The organism is Janthinobacterium saanense, assembly GCF_014200675.1.
Lineage (GTDB): Bacteria > Pseudomonadota > Gammaproteobacteria > Burkholderiales > Burkholderiaceae_D > Janthinobacterium.
On sequence record NZ_JACHCI010000010.1, the window covers coordinates 85,131 to 103,349 of the forward strand.

17 protein-coding genes are annotated in these 18,219 nt (G+C 61.5%); 6 read left to right on the forward strand and 11 right to left on the reverse strand.

Features of this window, described 5'->3' with window-relative positions:
* Positions 1 to 39: 39 nt before the first annotated feature.
* The 8 genes from nagZ to HDE72_RS15055 all read right to left on the reverse strand — a co-directional run bounded on the left by nagZ (position 40) and on the right by HDE72_RS15055 (position 9,911).
* On the reverse strand, positions 40 to 1,581 hold the full coding sequence (gene nagZ, locus HDE72_RS15020) for a beta-N-acetylhexosaminidase (protein ID WP_183742278.1): 1,542 nt from the start codon (positions 1,579 to 1,581) through the stop codon (positions 40 to 42).
* Between the two features lie 52 nt (positions 1,582 to 1,633).
* A complete protein-coding gene (locus HDE72_RS15025; RefSeq protein WP_183742280.1) occupies positions 1,634 to 2,596 on the reverse strand; it encodes a phytanoyl-CoA dioxygenase family protein in 963 nt (320 codons plus the stop codon).
* Complete coding sequence (locus HDE72_RS27980; protein WP_183742282.1) at positions 2,593 to 3,198, reverse strand: GNAT family N-acetyltransferase; 606 nt, start codon at positions 3,196 to 3,198, stop codon at positions 2,593 to 2,595. The genes HDE72_RS15025 and HDE72_RS27980 overlap by 4 nt, the downstream gene beginning before the upstream one ends.
* Positions 3,195 to 4,634, reverse strand: coding sequence for a glycosyltransferase (locus HDE72_RS15035; protein WP_183742284.1), 1,440 nt, complete (start codon positions 4,632 to 4,634; stop codon positions 3,195 to 3,197). Before HDE72_RS15035 ends, HDE72_RS27980 begins: the two co-directional genes overlap by 4 nt.
* Before the next feature lie 33 nt (positions 4,635 to 4,667).
* Positions 4,668 to 5,885, reverse strand: a complete 1,218-nt coding sequence (locus HDE72_RS15040) for an MFS transporter (protein WP_183742286.1) — start codon at positions 5,883 to 5,885, stop codon at positions 4,668 to 4,670.
* A gap of 270 nt (positions 5,886 to 6,155) precedes the next feature.
* A complete protein-coding gene (locus HDE72_RS15045) occupies positions 6,156 to 7,766 on the reverse strand; it encodes an FMN-binding glutamate synthase family protein (RefSeq protein WP_183742288.1) in 1,611 nt (536 codons plus the stop codon).
* A gap of 94 nt (positions 7,767 to 7,860) precedes the next feature.
* Positions 7,861 to 8,856 (reverse strand): M48 family metallopeptidase, encoded by a 996-nt coding sequence (locus HDE72_RS15050; RefSeq protein ID WP_183742290.1) that lies wholly within the window; start codon positions 8,854 to 8,856, stop codon positions 7,861 to 7,863.
* Positions 8,857 to 8,861: 5 nt separating this feature from the next.
* The gene (locus HDE72_RS15055) at positions 8,862 to 9,911 is read right to left on the reverse strand and encodes a YjgN family protein (RefSeq protein WP_311735242.1); all 1,050 of its coding nucleotides are present in this window, start codon (positions 9,909 to 9,911) and stop codon (positions 8,862 to 8,864) included.
* Positions 9,912 to 10,073: 162 nt separating this feature from the next.
* On the opposite strand from HDE72_RS15055, the gene HDE72_RS15060 reads away from it, so the two are divergent.
* From HDE72_RS15060 to HDE72_RS15070, 3 genes are all read left to right on the forward strand, one after another.
* Complete coding sequence (locus tag HDE72_RS15060) at positions 10,074 to 10,745, forward strand: glutathione S-transferase (protein WP_183742294.1); 672 nt, start codon at positions 10,074 to 10,076, stop codon at positions 10,743 to 10,745.
* 62 nt (positions 10,746 to 10,807) lie between these two features.
* Positions 10,808 to 11,581 carry a 5'-3' exonuclease gene (locus tag HDE72_RS15065; RefSeq protein WP_183742296.1) on the forward strand — a complete coding sequence of 258 codons (774 nt, stop codon included), beginning with the start codon at positions 10,808 to 10,810 and terminating at the stop codon, positions 11,579 to 11,581.
* Between the two features lie 44 nt (positions 11,582 to 11,625).
* Positions 11,626 to 12,060, forward strand: a complete 435-nt coding sequence (locus HDE72_RS15070) for a response regulator (protein WP_183742443.1) — start codon at positions 11,626 to 11,628, stop codon at positions 12,058 to 12,060.
* Here the strand turns inward: HDE72_RS15070 and mnmA are convergent.
* Positions 12,043 to 13,158 (reverse strand): tRNA 2-thiouridine(34) synthase MnmA, encoded by a 1,116-nt coding sequence (gene mnmA / locus HDE72_RS15075; protein WP_183742298.1) that lies wholly within the window; start codon positions 13,156 to 13,158, stop codon positions 12,043 to 12,045. The two genes, HDE72_RS15070 and mnmA, sit on opposite strands and share 18 nt — an antisense overlap.
* 43 nt (positions 13,159 to 13,201) lie before the next feature.
* Complete coding sequence (locus HDE72_RS15080) at positions 13,202 to 13,681, reverse strand: NUDIX hydrolase (RefSeq protein WP_183742300.1); 480 nt, start codon at positions 13,679 to 13,681, stop codon at positions 13,202 to 13,204.
* 410 nt (positions 13,682 to 14,091) lie between these two features.
* Between HDE72_RS15080 and HDE72_RS15085 the strand changes: the two genes are divergently transcribed.
* From HDE72_RS15085 to HDE72_RS15095, 3 genes are read left to right on the forward strand one after another with little or no spacing between them, the layout of a single operon-like run.
* The gene (locus HDE72_RS15085; RefSeq protein WP_183742302.1) at positions 14,092 to 15,204 is read left to right on the forward strand and encodes a Re/Si-specific NAD(P)(+) transhydrogenase subunit alpha; all 1,113 of its coding nucleotides are present in this window, start codon (positions 14,092 to 14,094) and stop codon (positions 15,202 to 15,204) included.
* Between the two features lie 35 nt (positions 15,205 to 15,239).
* On the forward strand, positions 15,240 to 15,554 hold the full coding sequence (locus HDE72_RS15090; RefSeq protein WP_183681392.1) for an NAD(P) transhydrogenase subunit alpha part 2: 315 nt from the start codon (positions 15,240 to 15,242) through the stop codon (positions 15,552 to 15,554).
* 8 nt (positions 15,555 to 15,562) lie between these two features.
* A complete protein-coding gene (locus HDE72_RS15095) occupies positions 15,563 to 17,017 on the forward strand; it encodes an NAD(P)(+) transhydrogenase (Re/Si-specific) subunit beta (RefSeq protein WP_183742445.1) in 1,455 nt (484 codons plus the stop codon).
* 53 nt (positions 17,018 to 17,070) lie between these two features.
* Here the strand turns inward: HDE72_RS15095 and HDE72_RS15100 are convergent, their stop codons facing one another.
* Positions 17,071 to 18,219 carry an FAD-dependent monooxygenase gene (locus tag HDE72_RS15100; RefSeq protein ID WP_183742304.1) on the reverse strand — a complete coding sequence of 383 codons (1,149 nt, stop codon included), beginning with the start codon at positions 18,217 to 18,219 and terminating at the stop codon, positions 17,071 to 17,073.

Genomic DNA, 18,219 nt, shown 5'->3' on the forward strand with positions numbered 1-18,219 from the left:
CAAGCTGCGGGTTTTTTTACGTCTGCAGGCAGGACGGGTTTATGCCTTGCCAGCCAGCTTCTCGACCACTGGCGCCAGCGCGGCCGGACGGCAGCCGAACGAGGCCAGACGGCCTTGCGCATCTGGCGCCAGGTCCAGGTCGTAAGGCAGGCGGCCTGCCACCAGCCACAGTGTGTCTTGCGGCAGGGCTGCCACCAGACGGCGCTGGCCGTCGACGAACATGGCGTTATACGTCTGCAGCACGATTTGCTGCGCACCTTGCGCGAAGGCGATGGCGGCGTCGACTTCATCGTCCAGCGCTTCGGCCGACAGCGCATATTCGCGCACGTCCAGTCCCGCTTCCAGCAGCGCCGGCAGCATGGAGCTGCGCGCTTCCTTGTTGCGGCCCAGCGCCACTTCGTCGATTTCGCTGCGCGAACGCACTTCCACCGTGATCAGGGTAACGGGCTTGCTGGCGTCGAGTGCGCGGAATTGGCCTGCCACGCGCAGCGCGGCTTTTTGCAGCTGGTGCGACAGGGCCATGGCTTCTGGCTGCATCAGCGCAGGCGGCGCCACCGGGCGTTCGCGCCAGCCGTGCACGGCCTGCACGCGTTTGAGTTCAGCCACGCGCGCCAGTGCTTCATCGATGCGGGCGATCTCGATCTCGCCCTTTTCCACCGCTTGCAGCACGGCCTCGATGGCGGCGTGCTGCTGTTCTTCACGGTGCGAGATGAGCACGATGTCGGCGCCTGCCTGCAAGGTGGCAATCGCGCCCTTGGGGATGCCGATGCCTTCCGAGATGGCGGCCATTTCCAGGCAGTCCGAGATCACCACGCCCTGGTAGCCCATTTCACCGCGCAGCAAGTCGGTCAGCACGGCTTTCGACAGGGTGGCCGGCACGCTGGTGTCGGCTTCGAAGGCGGGGAAAACCACGTGCGCCGTCATGATGGCATCGACCCCGCCGGCAATCGCCGCCCGGAATGGCGCCAGTTCCACCGCGTGCAAACGCGCTTTATCGTGCGGCACCAATGCCATCGCGTAGTGCGTATCGACGGCCGTGTCGCCGTGGCCAGGGAAGTGTTTGGCGGTGACGGCTATGCCGCTGGCGCGCTGGCCACGCATGGCGGCCGTGCCGTATTCGATGACGGTGTCGGCGTCTTCACCGTAGGCGCGTACGCCGATCACGGGATTGAGGCGGTTGTTGTTCACGTCGAGCACGGGCGCGAGCAGCATGTTGATGCCGATCTGGCGCATCTCGTCGCCGCTGACACGGTTCATGCGTTCACAGTCTGCGACCGAACCGGCAGCCTGGAAGGCCATCGCGGCCGGAATCGGCGTGACGCCCTGCTCGATGCGCATCACCATGCCGCCTTCCTGGTCGATGGAAATGAGCAGCGGCGTGTCGGACACTTCCGCATTGATTTCCTGCAGTTCGCGGCACAGCGCGGATACTTGCGCCGGCGTGTGCACATTGCGGCGGAACAGGATCACGCCGCCCACTTTTTTCTGCCGTATCAAGGCCTTGATATGGTCGTTCGCCTGCAAGGCATCGAAGCCCACCATGAATAACTGTCCTACTTTTTCCCGCAACCCCTGCTCCATTACTGCTCCTCCGTCTGTGTTTTATGCTGCCGATGATGAATGTGATGCTATGTCAGTCTTGCCAGTCGCGCAGGCCCAGCAATTGCTCGCCCAGCGCACTCAATTGCGCCATATGATACTTTTTTTGCTCCCACTGGCGGGGATCGCCGTGCAGGCTGTAGCCTTCGGGCGCCAGCCGCTCGCGCCACGCGCGGATGCGCCAGTCGCGCAGGGCCGTGTTGTCGGGCTGCGCGGGCATCATGGAAATGTATTGTGCCAGCCTGACCTTGTCCTTCGATGTATTTTGCCGTATGCCGTGGCATAGCTTGCTATTGAAGATCAGCAAATCGCCTTTCTGCAGCGGCACGCGGACTTTTTCCAGCTTTGCCACGTCGGGCCGGTACCAGTCCCAGTTTGCCGGCTGCTCGCGCCGCCATGTCTCGTAGTTGCGGAACAGTTCAGGGATGCAGATGAAACCGCCCACTTCCTCATCCGTCTGGTCGCTGATGGACAGCACGCCCTGCACATTTTGCGGGTCCGTATCGGGATCGTAATCCCAGTGCATGAAGCTCTTGAATTCAAAGCCCGGTTCCGGCGGCAGGTTGAAATTCATGCGGTCGATCGAGACCCACAGCTTGTGCGTGCCCCACACGTCGGCAAAGGCATCGTGGATGCGCTGCGTCTGGCGCGTGTCCCACAGATACTGGTGGTGGTACAGCTCTATCATGCCGGCGTTGAAACTGAGCTCATTTTTTTTCAACAGCGATTTGGCAGGCGGATACCAGGTCGATGGATCGGCCGGATCGAGCTCCTCGAATTCCCACATCAATTGCTCCAGGCGCGCGACCTTGTCCAGTTCCGCCGCCTGCCTGATGACCACATAACCATTGTGGCGCCAGAAGGCCCAGTCGGCTTCGGACAGCACGCGCAGGGGGGCACCATCTGCACGCGTATTCAGGCGAAACGCCTGTTTGGCCACCGTCGACAGGTTGCGCGTGGCGATGCTGTTCTTGTCGATGCTGTCGATAGTTTTCATGTCACGCTCCTCGGTGATGTCAGGTCATAGGCGAGAAAATGCAGGCGGTCGAAAAATACGGCATAGGCGTCGTCGTAGCGGCCCAATGCCACGAAACCCTGTTTCAGATAGATGGCCAGGGCGTCGCCCTGCTCCCACACGGCCAGCACGATGCGCCGGCTGTTTTTTTCCTGCGCCAGCGCGCGCAGGCGGGTCAACAGGGCATGGAACAGGCCCTGGCCCCGATACCCTTCCTCGATGGCCAGGCTGGCCACGAACAGGTCGTCGGGGCGGGCATGGGCGTCGATAAAGGCTTCGTACCCGGCGTCCATGGCGCGCATCTCATCGCGGTAATGCGAGACGGCCGGCAGCGCGGCGTAGTCGGCGATGGTGGCTGCGTTATAAAAGCCCGTGAAGCGCTCCTGTCCATCGATCATGGCTTCGATATGGCCCAGGTAGGGATCGATGTTCTGGCGCTGCTGCAGGGCCACCAGCGGCAGTCCCAGCTTGTTGGCGTACGAGCAGTACTCCAGGTAGCTGGTGGCAAATAGCAGGGCCGCCATGCGCGTGCGTTGCGCCGCGCTGGTGGCGCTGCCGGGGATAAAGTGGATTGGCGTTGTCACTGTTGCCTCGTTAGCTCTGTGGGCGCTTGGCCGCGTGTCTTGCGCCAGAAATTGCCACGTTCGATATGCTCGGCATTCTTGCTGATCAGGTAAGCGCCAAACAGGGCGTTCACGCGGTCCAGCTTTTCATCGTCGGACAGGAAGGAATAGTAGTGGCAGCTGGCCGGTTCCGCGCGCAGCTGCGGCGCATAAGCCATGCGCGGCACTTCCTCGCTGCGGCAGATCTGCACCAGCCGTTCCAGTTCCATCGCATCGTCGAGCTGCCAGCCGCGCGCTTCCAGCGCAGCGATGCAGGTTTCATAGCTGCGCCGCTCGTCCGGGTCCAGCGGCACGGGTGCATTGGTGAAAGCGTCGACCACCAGGCGCATGCCATGCACGCCGCTGATCATGGTTTCGGTGTGCGGCTCGTGCAGCACGGAATGGGCCTGGGCGATGGCGTCGTAGCTAATCAGACTCTCTCCCAGGCTTTCCTTCCAGACGCCGTAGGTGGCGTCATGCAGGGCCGTGGCGTAGCGGCGCGCCGGCTGCGGCTGCAGGCGCTTGTCGGGCACGTCCGATGGCATGGCCAGCAGCTTGCTGCACATCTGGCGCACGATGGCCCGCACGGAGGGGTCTTTCTTCTTGGCCACCAGCACGCCGTTTTCATCGTTGATCAGATTCATCCAGCTGACCACGCAGCGCCGCAGCTTGCCAGTGCGCACATCGCGCCGGAAATGCGTGTAGTCAGGCACCTCCGGCTTGGCCAAAAAGATGGTGGCCGACTTGTAGGGCATGGTATCGACGTCGATATAAATGCCGCCATATTCCTGCAGTATCAGCAGGCGGAAAAAGTCGGCCAGGTTGACGAAATAGCGCTGCGCATGCAAGCGGCGCAGCAAGGGCAGCTGCGCCGGCGCCAGGCGCGCGGCCAGCTTTTCCAGGTTGCAGACGCGGTGCACATGGCGGCCCGCTGCATAGTGGCCCAGTTGATAATCAACGCCAGTTCCCGCACCGTCGTCCGGCGTAAAAGCCGGGTCGTCACGCAGTTGCGCGCCATCCCAGACCCACAGCTTGAAGCCGTAATGGAAATCCTCGGCGGGCATCACGTCATCGATGGCGGCTTGCCATTGATTGACGGCTTGCGCAGCCACCGGCGGCAGGCTGCCGCCCATCCAGATGCGGTGGATGATGCGTTCGCCGTCCTCCATCTGCCGCGTGGGGATGCCCAGCAACGAAGACGTGCGCCGGGCGTCGAACAAATGAAAGTGCTGGCGCACCTGTTGCTGCAATTGGGCCAGGTGGACGCGGTAGCGCTCCTGCAGGGTGCGCAGCCAGGCATGGCCATTGTTCTGGCTGACGTACTGCAGGCCGCAATACAGTTCCCACTTTTTGCAGGCGAGGAAATCGGACTTCAGGTTCTTCATCAATACTTCGTACTCGAGATCGAAATGCGCCATGCATGCTCCTCTCTGTCGGCGTCAGTAAAAAAGTCAGGCTCCGGAAGCGGCATGGGCCAGGCGCGTCTGCTGCGCCTCGTGCCGGCGCACGAACAGCAGCAGGCCTAAATAAATGCACACGGCCAGCGGCACGTTGAACAGCGCGTAGGTGGAGATCGAATAGCCGTAGCGGTCGCACACCAGGTTGTACAGTTCCAGGCCGGCCGCGATATACACGCAATACAAGAGGCTCATGGCCGACGAGGTCAGGCTCATCGAGACACCGGTGGCCATCAGCGACAGGCGTATCAGCGAACCGTTGAACAGGCCGAAACCGGCGGAAAAGATGAACATGCAGGCGATAAACAAATGGCCGGAGTCGCGCAGCAAGCCGGCCCCCAGCAAGCCGATGATGGCCAGCGCGCCGCCCTGGCGTATCAGCCTCTCCAGCTGCAGCTTTTTGCCCAGGCGCTGGATCGCCACGCTGCTGACGATAAAGCCCGTGAAGATCACGCACTGGTAGACGATATAGGTGGTGTGGGACGCTTGCATATGCTCCATGACCAGCACGGGCGACAGGCCTATCCAGGCTGTCAGCGGCGTGATCGAGATGGCGGCAATGAAGATGCCGAACATGAACGTACGGTTGCGCACGATGGTCAGATAGCTGTCGCGCACCTTGGCCAGCTCGAATTTTCCTGGCGAGATCAGGCCCGTGGGCATGAACTTGTACAGGCCTATCCAGGCGATGGTCCCCAGCAGCAGCGAGACGCCGAAAATGGCTTGCCACGGCAGCACGTGGATGATGCCGCTGCCGATCACGGGGCCGATCAGCGGCGCAAACACGGTGGTGTTCGACAAAATGGCGGTCAGCTTGACAGCGTCGCTGTCGTCGAACAGTTCATGGATCATGGCGTAGCCGATGAAGATGAAGCAGGAACCCATGCCCTGGAAAAAACGCGCGATCAGGAACTGGTTGATATTGCTGACAAAAGGAATCGCCAGGGTGGCCAGCAGGAAGAGGGCATTACCGACCAGCATGACCTTGCGCTTGCCGACCTTGTCGGCGATGGGACCGAGGAAGATCTGCAGCATGCTGCCGCCCAGGATGTACAGGCTCAACGAAAAACTGATGTTGCGGTTGGAAGCGTTGAACTCTTTGACCACTTGCAGCATGGCCGGCATGATCATGTCGTTCGACAGATAGACGGTGAGCTCGTACAAGATGAAAAACATCGCGAAGTACAGCAAATGCTTTCTTTTTTCGAACATTTTTTTACCTGCAAGAGTAGTCCCAGCGATCGTCTCCCCTGCCGCACTACCCTGGAAGTGGTATTAAGGTGGCAGGTTATACCCTATATTTGGTATTTGATTGGATTCTATAATAACTCAAGTGGTTATTAGGTGGTATTAATTTTAAGCACGCGAAAACAGGCCGCCGTATGGGCAAAGCCAGCATCAGGCCAGAGGGGAAATAGGGAACGAGGGCGGGAAAATACAAGCTGGGCAGCGTGGCTGCCCAGCAACAGCAGAGAGAAATACTTAGGCTAATTGCTGGAACGACTCTGCCTGTGCTTTTGGCCAGTACAGGCCAAACACGGGCGGCAGTTGTGGCAGCTGGCTGGGATCGAGCAATTGGCCTGCTTCGAGGAAGGGCAGCAGGGCCGAAACCAGGCGTACCTGGTTGGGCGAGATGCGCCGCACCAGGTGGTGCGGGCGCAGGTCTTGCGGATGCTGCAGGCCGGCGGCGGCGATCAGTTCGGCCAGCGCCTTCATGGTGTTTTGATGGAAGTGGGCGACGCGCGTGATCTTGTCGTTCACTACCAGCGCGCGCTGGCGCTGCGGGTCTTGCGTGGCCACGCCCGTGGGGCAGCGGTCCGTGTGGCAGCTTTGCGACTGGATGCAGCCCAGCGCAAACATGAAGCCGCGCGCCGAATTGCACCAGTCGGCGCCCAGCGCCAGCAGGCGGGCGATGTCGAAGGCGGTAATGATCTTGCCCGAGCAGCCGATCTTGATCTTGTCGCGCAAGTTGGCGCCCACCAGCGTGTTATGCACCAGCACCAGCGCTTCCTGCAGCGGCGTGCCCACATGGTCGGTAAATTCCACAGGCGCGGCGCCCGTGCCGCCTTCGCTGCCGTCGACGACGATGAAGTCGGGCGTGATGCCGGTAGCCAGCATGGCTTTGACGATGCCGAAAAATTCCCACGGGTGGCCGATCGCCAGTTTGAAACCGGTCGGTTTGCCGCCCGACAGATTGCGCAGGCGCTCGATAAAATGCAGCATGGCCAAAGGCGTGGAAAACGCGCTGTGGGCCGCCGGCGAGACGCAATCCTCGCCCACCATCACGCCGCGTGTGGTGGCGATTTCGATGGTCACCTTCGGCCCTGGCAGCACGCCGCCATGACCGGGCTTGGCCCCCTGCGACATTTTGAGTTCGATCATTTTGACCTGGTCCGAGCTGGCGTTGGCGATGAAGCGCTCTTCGGAAAACGTGCCGTCCTGGTTGCGGCAGCCGAAGTAGCCGGAACCGATTTCCCAGACCAGGTCGCCGCCGTTTTCGCGGTGGTAGGGGCTGATGCTGCCTTCGCCCGTATCGTGCATGAAACCGCCGCTGCGCGCGCCGCCGTTCAGCGCCAGGATGGCATTGGCCGACAGGGCGCCAAAGCTCATCGCCGAGATATTGAAGACGCTGGCCGAATACGGTTTCGCGCGCGGGCAGTCCGGGTGGTTGCCGATCTCGATGCGGAAATTATGTTCCGTCACCTTGGCCGGGGCGATGGAATGGTTGATCCATTCATAGCCGGCCTCGTACACATTGAGCTGGGTGCCGAAAGGCTGCTTGTCGGTCTGCTCCTTGGCGCGCTGGTAGACGATGCTGCGCTGGCTGCGCGAAAACGGCGTCGCTTCCGTGTCGCTCTCAAGGAAGTACTGGCGGATTTCGGGGCGTATGCTCTCGAACAGGAAGCGGAAATGGGCGAGGATGGGATAGTTGCGGCGCAGCGCGCGGCGGGTTTGCAGCATGTCGCTGATGCCCAGCAGGGTCAGCGCACCGGCCAGTACCGGCAGCCAGTAATGATCGTAGAAAAACAGGGAAAGAACAAAGATGGCGGCCGTCGCAAAAAAGGTCAGGTAGCGAAATGATACAAGCTGCATGGGCACTCCGGTAAGGTCAGACTGATAATGCCGAGTGTACCGGTGATTTGCAATGTTTGCCGCCACAGCTGGTAAACAACCGTGGCGGACTTGCTTATTGCGCCGCGCGTATGCGTGCGATGCGTTCGGCACTGGCCGGATGGCTGGACAGATAGGGCGGCGCATCACCGAGCTTGCCCAGCGCGACAAACACTTGCGCCAGGTGTTCCAGTGCGATGCCGTTCTGGCGCAGCATGGCGATCGCGTAGTCATCGGCTTCGCGCTCGACGTCGCGCGAATACTTCAGGTCCAGCAGCAGCGGCGGCAGGGCTGCCACCACGGTCGACACGTCGCCGAACAATAGCGCTGCGCCGGCGCCGACGGCCGAGGTCTGGATGATGCGCCGCGTCAGATGACGTTTTTGCAAATGTCCCAGTTCATGCGCCAGCACGCCCATGACAGCGTCGTCATCGGGCATCAGTTCCACCATTTCATCGGTCAGCACGATGTCGCCGGAAGGCAGGGCAAACGCGTTCGGGCCGATTCTGCTTTTGCGGAAAACGATGCGGTGCTGCGGCATGTCGTCGCCTGGCACGGTCAGGCGGGCAAACCTGGCCCGCAAGGCTTGCTGGCGAGCCGCATCAAGTTCGCTGGGGGCGAATACGTGGCGGTCCAGCATGTCCAGCACGCCCTGGCCCAGTTGCCGTTCCACCGATTGGGGAACCGCGTACGCTGCCCCCTTGGCCACCAGCGGCAGCACATACAGATAGCTGAGCCACAGGGCCACGATGGTGGCGAATGTGGCCAGCAGGGCGCCGCGCCAGCTTTGCTGCAGCCGCACCACCCAGCCATCGCGGTGGCCGGTGTCGTGCAGCAGCTGGTTGAAAGCTGCCTGGTCGGCGATTTCCAGGTAGGCGCCATCGGGAAAGCTGACCTTGCGCACAGCGTGGCTGCTGCGCTCGGACACACGCAGCCCGTCCAGCGGACAACTGCGTTCGATGTCGCCCGCCAGCACCGCCACGCCATCGCGCACGCTCAGCGTTACCTGGTACAGGCGCGAGGTCTGGCCGTCGAAATAACGTGCCGGCACGGCCCCCGCGTCGTGCTCCATGGACGTCACAGCGACAGGTCGAAGTCCAGCAGGTCGACCATGCCTTCGCCAGTGGCGCTGACTTGCTCACCGGTGGCGGCGACAAAGTCGTCCAGGCTGCCGTGTGCCAGCAGGGAAGTCGCCTCCAGGCGGTATTTCAGCCAGCGCACGTGGGCGAAGGGCGTAAACAAGCCCAGGGTGATGACGATGCCCACCAGGTTGGTCAGCATGATGAAGGTGCTGCGGCCCCAGGTCAGGCGCGACTGGAACTGGTGCTGCTGCAGGCGCGTGTGGTTCCAGATCAGGTTCTGGATCATGGTCAGGAACAGCGGCAGCACGATAAAGGCCCATGCGTACAGGGCGGCGATGGCGCCAAAGATGCTGCCCGCCTTGCCTGCAGCACCTGCATTGCTGGCGAAAGCGGCAAACACGCTGGCAAACACAAAGCCGATCAGCACAATGAAGCCGGCCAGCAGCAGTGCAAAGAACAGCAGATAGGTTTTGTAGAAGCTGCCGACGCTGGCGTCAAAGCTGAAGTGGCTGGTGCCGAAACGGCTTTGCGTGTGCTGGAAGCGTTTTACGCGCTGGTGCAGGAAAGGCGTCAGCAAGCCGGCCGTGAAGGTATTCAGGATGGGCAGCCACAGGAAGTATTTATAGGCCTCCCTGGCCGTGCCGCCAAAGCCGAAGCGGATGCCGCGGTAGCTGGTGTTGTACAGCTTGAATTGCAGGCTTTTCCAGACCAGCCAGGGCAGCACGGCCATCATCAGCAGCAGCATGACGAAGCCGATCAAGGGGGAAATCTGGAAGGCGATGTTGTAGCCGGCGATCAGCACCAGCGCGGTGATGCGGCCCTTGAGGATGGCGACGGCATTGCCGTGGTACTCGAAGCTGCCACCGGCCAGGTGGGTGCTGGAATAGAAATAACGGTTGCGGCGCACCTTGGCCCAGGCGGAATAAATCCCCAGCGTGACGATGCTTAATAACAGGTTGACGATCCAGATACGGAAGTATTCGCTGCCGGTAGCGCTGAAGGTGATGGCTTCGCGCCTGGTATTGTTGTTGACATCGACATCCACGAGAGTTTCCTTACTTGTTGGAAACAAACAAGATAATCCAAACTTGAAAAGTTATCAATTGTAAACTCTCTTTTTGTCTCGATGGCCATGGCGCACTATGCCGCGCCACGCTCCGGCCGTCCCGGCTATACTGGCTTTCCACTTTTGCCTGAGGCCTGCGCCATGATCGTCGTCCACCATTTGAACAATTCGCGCTCGCAGCGCGTGCTGTGGCTGCTGGAAGAGCTGGGCCTGGAATACGAGATCAAGCGCTATCAGCGCGATCCCAAGACCATGCTGGCGCCCGCCTCGCTCAAAGCCGTGCACCCGCTGGGCAAGTCGCCGGTCATCACCGATGGTGTCAATACCATCGCCGAATCGGGCGCCATCATCGAATATCTGCTGGAGCGCTATGGCAAGGGTAGGCTGGTGCCGCCCGCCGGCACGCCAGAAAAGCTGCGCTGGACGTACTGGCTGCATTTCGCGGAAGGCTCGGCCATGCCGCCACTGCTGCTGAAACTGGTGTTCGACAAGGTGGAATCGTCGCCCATGCCCTTCTTCATCAAGCCGATCGCGCGCGGCATCGCGCAAAAGGTCAAGAGCAGCTTCATCCTGCCCAATATCAGCAGCCAACTGGCGTATATGGAAGCGGAACTGGATGCCAGCACCTGGTTTGCGGGAAATGAATTTAGCGCCGCCGATATCCAGATGAGCTTTCCGCTGGAAGCGGCCGCCTCGCGCGCGGGACTCGATGCGCGGCTGCCAAAACTGACGGCGTTTTTACAGCGCATCCATGCACGGCCTGCCTACCAGCGTGCGCTGGAAAGAGGCGGGCCTTATGACTTTGCCAAATAGCCTGGGCCTTATCGTGGGGCCATACGGTAAAATGCACGATTCAATCAGCATCACACTACCGCATGGCCCGACTCCTCGCTATCGACGGCTTGAATATCGTACGCCGCGTCTACGAAGCCAGTCCTGAACCCGATTCCGACCTGAAGGCGGAGATCGCGCTGCGCCATGCGCTGTCGTCGTTCCGTACCCTCATCAACGATCACGAACCGACGCATATCCTGCCCGCCTTCGATTTTGGCGGCCCTACCTGGCGCCACGCGCTGTATGCGGGCTACCGCGAAGGGCGCCAGCCCATGCCGCAAGTGCTGCGCGACGCCTTGCCCGGCTTTTATGACACCCTGAGCAGCTTCGGCCTGCATGTGGTCAGCATCCCTGAAGTCGAGGCCGACGACGTGATCGGCACGGCCGTCATGCGCTGGCTGCACCAAGGACGCGGCGCAGCCGTGATCGCCACCACCGACAAGGATTTGCACGGCTTGATCGCGCATGGCGCGCTGGTATGGGACCACTTCAAGGGTGTCTGGCACGACCATGCCTGGGTAGAGAAAAAATTCGGCGTACCGCCTGAGCTGCTGCCCGACTTGCTGGCGCTGATGGGCGACGTCACCGACAGCATCCCCGGCGTGGCCAAGATCGGCTTGAAAACAGGCGCCAAACTGTTGCGCGCCTACGGCAATATCGACGCCGTAATGGCTGGCGCAGGCATTTTGCCGGGCGCACTCGGTGAAAGCCTGCGGAATGAGCGCGAAATACTGTATCTTTCAAGAAAGTTAGTGGCGCTGAAAACGGACGTCACTTTAGGCGTGACCTGGAACAAGCTGGCCTGGGAAAAGTAGCGCTGCGCGGTAAGCCGTAATAGCAAACAAGGAAAGTAATCATGATGTTAAAGGCAGTCCTGATCGACAGCAGCGCCGTGGCGCGCGGCCTGCTCAATACGGTGCTGATCGATGGCGGCTACGATGTGTGCGGCCAGACGCATACCAGCGCGCTGGGGCTGGCGCTGCTGGTCAAGCATCGCCCGCACTTCGTCTGTATCGCGCGCGAACAGGTGGAAGATGGCAGCAATGTGGTGCAGGCCATCCGCGAGCAGTATCCGAAGACGCTCATTTTCATGGTGTCGGGCGGCATTGACGCCGCCTCGCTGCAGGCTGCCCACGCGATGGGCGTGTCTGGCTTTATCGTCAAGCCCTTCATGGCCGATACGGTCCTGAAAACCGTGCGCAATACCGTCATTGCGATGGTGCGCAAGCAGCAGGCGCTGGCCGCCGCACAGGCGGCAGCACAGCCATCACAGGAATCAGGCCAGGCCGGTTGAGCTGGCGATAATCCCGCCGCCCAGGCAGACGTCGCCGTCATACAGCACGGCCGACTGGCCAGGTGTGACGGCCCATTGCGCCTGGTCGAAGGCCAGGCTGAAGTGTTCCAGTCCCTCCGGCTGCAGCTGGCAAGCCACGTCGGCCTGGCGGTAGCGCGTCTTGGCGGACAGGATGCCCGCCTGCGGCGCGCCGCCTGCGATCCAGCTGGCCTGGTCGGCGCTGAGTGCGGGTGACAGCAGCCACGGATGGTCATGGCCCTGCACCACGTACAGGGTGTTGTTGACGATATCCTTGCGCGCCACATACCAGGCGTCGCTGCTGCCGTCGGCGTTCTGGTAGGACTTCACGCCGCCGATGCCGATGCCCTTGCGCTGGCCCAGGGTATAAAAACTCAGCCCCACGTGTTCGCCCACGGTCTTGCCGTCCGATGTTTTCATCGGGCCCGGCTTGTACGACAGGTAGCGGTTCAAAAATTCACGGAAAGGGCGCTCGCCGATGAAGCAGATGCCGGTCGAATCCTTTTTCTGCGCGTTCGGCAGGCCCAGTTTCTCGGCGATCTTGCGCACTTCCGTTTTCGGGATTTCACCAAGCGGGAACAAGGTCTTGGACAATTGCGCCTGGTTCAAACGGTGCAGGAAGTAGCTTTGATCCTTGCTGGCGTCGACGGCTTTCAGCAGTTCGTAGCGGCCCGCGTCCGTCGGCGACTGGCGCACGCGCGCATAGTGGCCAGTGGCGATCAGGTCGGCGCCCAGGGTCATGGCGTGGTCGAGAAAAGCCTTGAACTTGATTTCGGCGTTGCACAGCACATCGGGGTTCGGCGTGCGGCCAGCCTGGTATTCGCGCAGGAAGTCGGCGAACACGCGGTCCTTGTATTCGGCGGCAAAGTTGACCGCTTCGATATCGACGCCGAGCACGTCGGCCACGCTGGCCGCGTCGATCCAGTCCTGGCGCGTCGAGCAGTATTCGCTGTCGTCGTCGTCTTCCCAGTTTTTCATGAACAGGCCGATGACTTCATAGCCTTGTTCCTTCAGCATCCATGCCGCGACCGAGGAATCGACCCCGCCTGACATACCGATCACGACTTTCTTCTTGCTCATCTTGCTTTCCAGTGTACTTTAAATAATATTTCTATGCGCGGGTCTACGCACTATTGAAAACCGACGCATGCGTGTGCAGCAGCGCCAGCGGCGCGCGCCGGCCCGCCAGGTATTCATCCACGCACTGCAGCACCAGCGGGCTGCGATGGCGTTCCTGGCATGCGGCCAGTTCGTCGCGCGTCATCCACAGGGTACGGATGATGCCTTCGTCCAGCGGCCGGTCGTGCTGCGTGCCGGCCGTGCCGCAAAAGGTGAAGCGCAAATAAGTCACATCCTCGCCCGTGCGCAGCGAGCGGTAGCGCGACATATACATGCCAACCAGCGCCGTGGGGTGGAAATCGTAGGCCGCTTCTTCCAGCGTTTCGCGTATCACCGCCTGCTCGAGCGACTCGAACGGATCGAGGTGGCCGGCCGGTTGATTCAGCTTGATGCCTTCGCTGGTCTCTTCTTCGATCAGTAAAAACAGGCCATCTCGCTCGACGATAGCGGCGACGGTGACAGAGGGTTTCCAGATTCTCGGCATGATTCCATCCTTGAAAGAGCCGACATTTTATCTTGTTCTGCGCGCGCGGTTTGAACCCGGCCTTCAGTTGCGCGGACATATTGATAAATGACAACGTTTTAGCAAATAGCGGCGGGAGGCACTGACGGGCAGGCCGGTGCTTGCACTAGCATGTAGCAGCTGGCGGCAAGGCGCCCGCTGCGCCCGTCAATATAGGCGCTCCGCGTGGTCAAAACAAGCGTGCACGCACAGTAGGTTGTGGTGAAATTGACACAAATTTTCTTTGGCCGAAGCAGCCGGGTAGCTGCCAGAACAGATGAAGTGTTGATGGGAGAAATTAGTGCTAGATGTCTAGAAGTTGCTGGTTGATAAACGTTTTATGTACAGCTTTCCATGTTAGATTCTACTTACTTGTCACTAGCGGAGGCGTCATGAGGATAGGAATACCGGCTGAAACACGGCCAGGGGAGACGCGGGTGGCGGCAACGCCCGAGACAGTCAAGAAGTTGGCAGCCAAGCATCAGATCATCGTGCAAACGGGAGCGGGCTTGCATGCCTCGATCCCCGATGAAGCCTACCTCGCCGCCGGTGCGCAGATAGGCACTGCGGCCGACGCCTATGGCAGCGCCATCGTGCTCAAGGTGCGCGCACCCGACGCCGGGGAACGCGCGCTGATGGCCAGTGGCACGGTGTTGATCGGCATGCTGAACCCATTTGATGCCGACAATATCGCCGCCATGGCCACGGCCGGCCTGTCGGCCTTTGCGCTGGAAGCCGTGCCGCGCATCACGCGCGCCCAATCGATGGACGTGCTGTCCTCGCAAGCCAATATCGCCGGCTACAAGGCGGTGCTGGTGGCGGCCAATACCTACCAGCGCTTCATGCCGATGCTGATGACGGCGGCCGGCACCGTCAAGGCGGCGCGCGTGCTGATCATGGGCGTGGGCGTGGCCGGTTTGCAGGCGATTGCCACGGCCAAGCGCCTGGGCGCCGTGATCGAAGCATCCGACGTGCGCCCGCCCGTCAAGGAACAAGTGGAATCCTTGGGCGCCAAATTTCTCGACGTGCCCTTCCTCACCGACGAAGAAAAGGAAATCGCCAAGGGGAGCGGTGGTTATGCGCGCGCCATGCCGGCCGACTGGATGCGGCGCCAGGCCGAACTGGTGCACGAACGGGCCAAACTGGCCGACATCATCATCACCACCGCGCTGATCCCGGGCCGCGCCGCGCCGGTGCTCATTTCCGAAGAAACGGTGAAAGCCATGAAGCCGGGTTCCGTCATCGTCGACCTGGCCGTGGAGCAGGGCGGTAACTGCCCGCTGTCCGAACTGGGCAAGACGGTGCTGAAACATGGCGTCTACATCGTCGGCGAAGCTAACCTGGCGACCCTGGTAGCGGCCGATGCTTCGGCCCTGTACGCGCGCAATGTGCTCGATTTCCTCAAGCTGATCATCGACAAGGACGATCAACTGCTGATCGACCGCGAGGATGACATCATCAAGGCCAGCCTGGTGTGTGCTGATAACACGATTTTACGCAACTAAGTTACGAAAATAATGAGTACAGGGAGAAGCGCATCATGGAAATCAGTCACACCATCACCAATTTGATCATCTTCGTGCTGGCCATTTATGTGGGCTACCACGTCGTCTGGACCGTTACGCCAGCGCTGCATACGCCGCTGATGGCTGTCACCAACGCCATTTCCGCCATCATCATTGTCGGCGCCATGCTGGCGGCCGGCCTGACGGAAGGCTTGCTGGCGCAGGTGGCCGGCACCGTGGCCGTGGCGCTGGCCGCCGTCAATGTGTTTGGCGGCTTTTTGGTCACGCAGCGCATGCTGGAAATGTTCCGTAAAAAAGAGCCGAAGGCCAAGCAAGGAGACAAGGCATGAGCGATCCCATGAGCTTCATCAGCATGAATCTGGTGACGATGATGTATCTGATCGCTTCCGTGTGCTTCATCCAGGCCTTGAAAGGTTTGTCGTCGCCATCGACGGCGCGCCGTGGCAATGCCTTCGGCATGACGGGCATGGCGATTGCCGCCGTCACTACCGTGGCCCTGATCCTGAAACTGAAAGAACAGCAAACGGGCGGCCTGGGCTTGCCGCTGGTCGTGCTCGGCATCGTGGTGGGCGGCGTGATCGGCACCTATCTTGCGAAGACAGTTGAAATGACCAAGATGCCGGAACTGGTGGCGGCCATGCATTCGCTGATTGGCTTAGCCGCTGTCTGCATCGCCGTGGCAGCCGTGTCCGAACCGTGGGCCTTCAATATTGCCAAACATGGCGAGGCGCTGCCGCTGGGTAACCGCTTCGAACTGTTCATCGGCACTTTTGTGGGCGCCATCACGTTCTCTGGTTCCGTGATCGCCTTCGGCAAGCTGTCGGGCAAATACAAGTTCCGCCTGTTCCAGGGCGCGCCTGTCAGCTTCAAGGGCCAGCACATGCTCAATCTGGTGCTGGCGCTGGTGATGGTCGCGCTGGGCCTGGTGTTCTGCTTCGCCGATGGTGCGCAGCCTGCGTGGACGCCATTCATCATCATGGCCCTGATCGCCTTTGCGCTGGGCGTGCTGATCATCATCCCGATCGGCGGCGCCGACATGCCGGTGGTGGTGTCGATGCTGAACAGTTATTCGGGCTGGGCGGCGGCCGGCATCGGCTTTTCGCTGAATAACTCGATGCTGATCATCGCCGGCTCGCTGGTGGGTTCTTCCGGTGCGATCCTGTCCTACATCATGTGCAAGGCCATGAACCGCTCGTTCTTCAATGTGATTCTGGGCGGCTTCGGCGGCGATGCGCCGCAAGCGGGCAGTGGCGCGGCGCAGGAACAGCGCCCTGTGAAAGCCGGTTCTGCCGATGATGCCGCCTTCATCATGGGCAATGCGGAAACCGTCATCATCGTGCCCGGCTACGGCCTGGCCGTGGCGCGCGCCCAGCATTCGCTCAAGGAACTGGTGGAAAAACTCACCCACAAGGGCGTCACCGTCAAGTATGCGATCCACCCGGTGGCGGGCCGCATGCCGGGCCATATGAACGTGCTGCTGGCCGAAGCCGAAGTGCCATACGACCAGGTGTTCGAGATGGAAGACATCAACGGCGAATTCGGCCAGACCGACGTGGTGCTGGTGCTGGGCGCGAACGACGTCGTCAACCCGGCCGCCAAAGACCCGAAATCGCCGATTGCCGGCATGCCGATTTTGGAAGCCTACAAAGCCAAGAGCATCATCGTCAACAAGCGCTCGATGGCGTCCGGTTATGCGGGTCTGGACAATGAGCTGTTCTACCAGCCGAACACCATGATGGTGTTTGGCGACGCGAAGAAGGTGATCGAAGATATGCTCAAGGCCGTCGAGTAAACGGTTCTTTTTCACCGGTCGGCCCGCCATTGCGCGGGCCATTTTTTATACCTTCAGCGCCGGCCGTACATCATCAATTCCGCCAGCGTCTTGCGTGCCGGGCTGACGATATCGAGCAGTCCCAGCGACAAGCCCAGCAGCCCTTGCGCGGGTGCTGCGCCCGTGAAGATGCGGGCCATGGTATCGGTGATGCGCACGGTCGTGCCGCGGTCGGCCTGGCGCAAGCCGGCGTAGCGTGACAAGCCTGCCGGGCTGCTGTCCTGCACCAGCACGCGCGCCAGCACGGCGGCGTCGCGCAGGCCCAGGTTCAGGCCCTGGCCAGCGACCGGGTGCAGGGTTTGCGCCGCATTGCCGATGGCGGCCGTGCGCGCCGTGCCGCCTGCCTGCGCGTTCAGACCCAGCCGATACGCCAGGCGCGGCGTTGCGTGCATAAAGCGTCCCATGCGGCTGCCGAAGGCGGTGTCCAGGCGGGCCAGAAAGGCCGCGTCGTCGAGGGCCAGCAATTGTTCGGCGCGCGCCGGTGGCACGCACCAGACCAGCGCATAGCCATCGTCTTGCGGCAGCAGGGCCAGCGGGCCTTCATCGGTGAAGCGTTCGTAGGCGCGATGGGCGATGGGGCTGCTGACGCGCACGTGGGCGATGATGGCGCTCTGGCCGTAGTCGCGGGTGAGGCGGCGCTCTTGCTGCTGGCCAAACAGGCCGCCCTCGGCCTGCACCAGCAGCTTCGTACGCAAGCTTGACGCGGCGCCATCCTGGTCGATAGCGATGCTGACGCCATCCGCATCTTCTGCATTCCCTGTCACCAGCGCCGGGCGTACGCTGGCGATGCCCAGCCTTTCGCACACGTCGGCCAGCACGCTGACCACGGCGCCATAACGCGCCACGTAGCCGAGTGCTTCCACCGTGTGTTCGCTGCGGTCCAGCAGGCTGCGGCCGAAATGGCCGCGGCGCGAAACGTGGATCTGGTGGATCGGCGTCGCTTCGACGGGCCAGGCGCCTGCCGCTTCCAGGATCTGGCGGCTGCCATGCGACAGCGCGATGGTGCGCGGGTCGCGTCTGGCTTGCGCTATGGATTTGGCGTCGAGCAGGGCGATGCCGCCGGCATGTGATCCGCCTTGCACCAGCAGCGCGGCCAGCGCCATGCCGACCGGGCCGGCGCCGCAGATAGCGAGATCGTAATCGTAAGAGGGCGGTGTATGCAT

Excerpts from the sequence above, each read along its gene's own strand:
- HDE72_RS15025 (WP_183742280.1), bottom strand. The coding sequence starts at position 2,596 with ATGAAAACTATCGACAGCATCGACAAGAACAGCATCGCCACGCGCAAC.
- mnmA (WP_183742298.1), bottom strand. The coding sequence starts at position 13,158 with ATGAGCAAGAAGAAAGTCGTGATCGGTATGTCAGGCGGGGTCGATTCC.
- HDE72_RS15065 (WP_183742296.1), top strand. The coding sequence starts at position 10,808 with ATGGCCCGACTCCTCGCTATCGACGGCTTGAATATCGTACGCCGCGTC.
- HDE72_RS15100 (WP_183742304.1), bottom strand. The coding sequence starts at position 18,219 with ATGCATACACCGCCCTCTTACGATTACGATCTCGCTATCTGCGGCGCC.
- HDE72_RS15060 (WP_183742294.1), top strand. The coding sequence starts at position 10,074 with ATGATCGTCGTCCACCATTTGAACAATTCGCGCTCGCAGCGCGTGCTG.
- HDE72_RS15040 (WP_183742286.1), bottom strand. The coding sequence starts at position 5,885 with ATGTTCGAAAAAAGAAAGCATTTGCTGTACTTCGCGATGTTTTTCATC.
- HDE72_RS15070 (WP_183742443.1), top strand. The coding sequence starts at position 11,626 with ATGTTAAAGGCAGTCCTGATCGACAGCAGCGCCGTGGCGCGCGGCCTG.
- nagZ (WP_183742278.1), bottom strand. The coding sequence starts at position 1,581 with ATGGAGCAGGGGTTGCGGGAAAAAGTAGGACAGTTATTCATGGTGGGC.
- HDE72_RS15045 (WP_183742288.1), bottom strand. The coding sequence starts at position 7,766 with ATGCAGCTTGTATCATTTCGCTACCTGACCTTTTTTGCGACGGCCGCC.
- HDE72_RS15035 (WP_183742284.1), bottom strand. The coding sequence starts at position 4,634 with ATGGCGCATTTCGATCTCGAGTACGAAGTATTGATGAAGAACCTGAAG.
- HDE72_RS15090 (WP_183681392.1), top strand. The coding sequence starts at position 15,240 with ATGGAAATCAGTCACACCATCACCAATTTGATCATCTTCGTGCTGGCC.
- HDE72_RS15080 (WP_183742300.1), bottom strand. The coding sequence starts at position 13,681 with ATGCCGAGAATCTGGAAACCCTCTGTCACCGTCGCCGCTATCGTCGAG.
- HDE72_RS15085 (WP_183742302.1), top strand. The coding sequence starts at position 14,092 with ATGAGGATAGGAATACCGGCTGAAACACGGCCAGGGGAGACGCGGGTG.
- HDE72_RS15095 (WP_183742445.1), top strand. The coding sequence starts at position 15,563 with ATGAGCTTCATCAGCATGAATCTGGTGACGATGATGTATCTGATCGCT.
- HDE72_RS15050 (WP_183742290.1), bottom strand. The coding sequence starts at position 8,856 with ATGGAGCACGACGCGGGGGCCGTGCCGGCACGTTATTTCGACGGCCAG.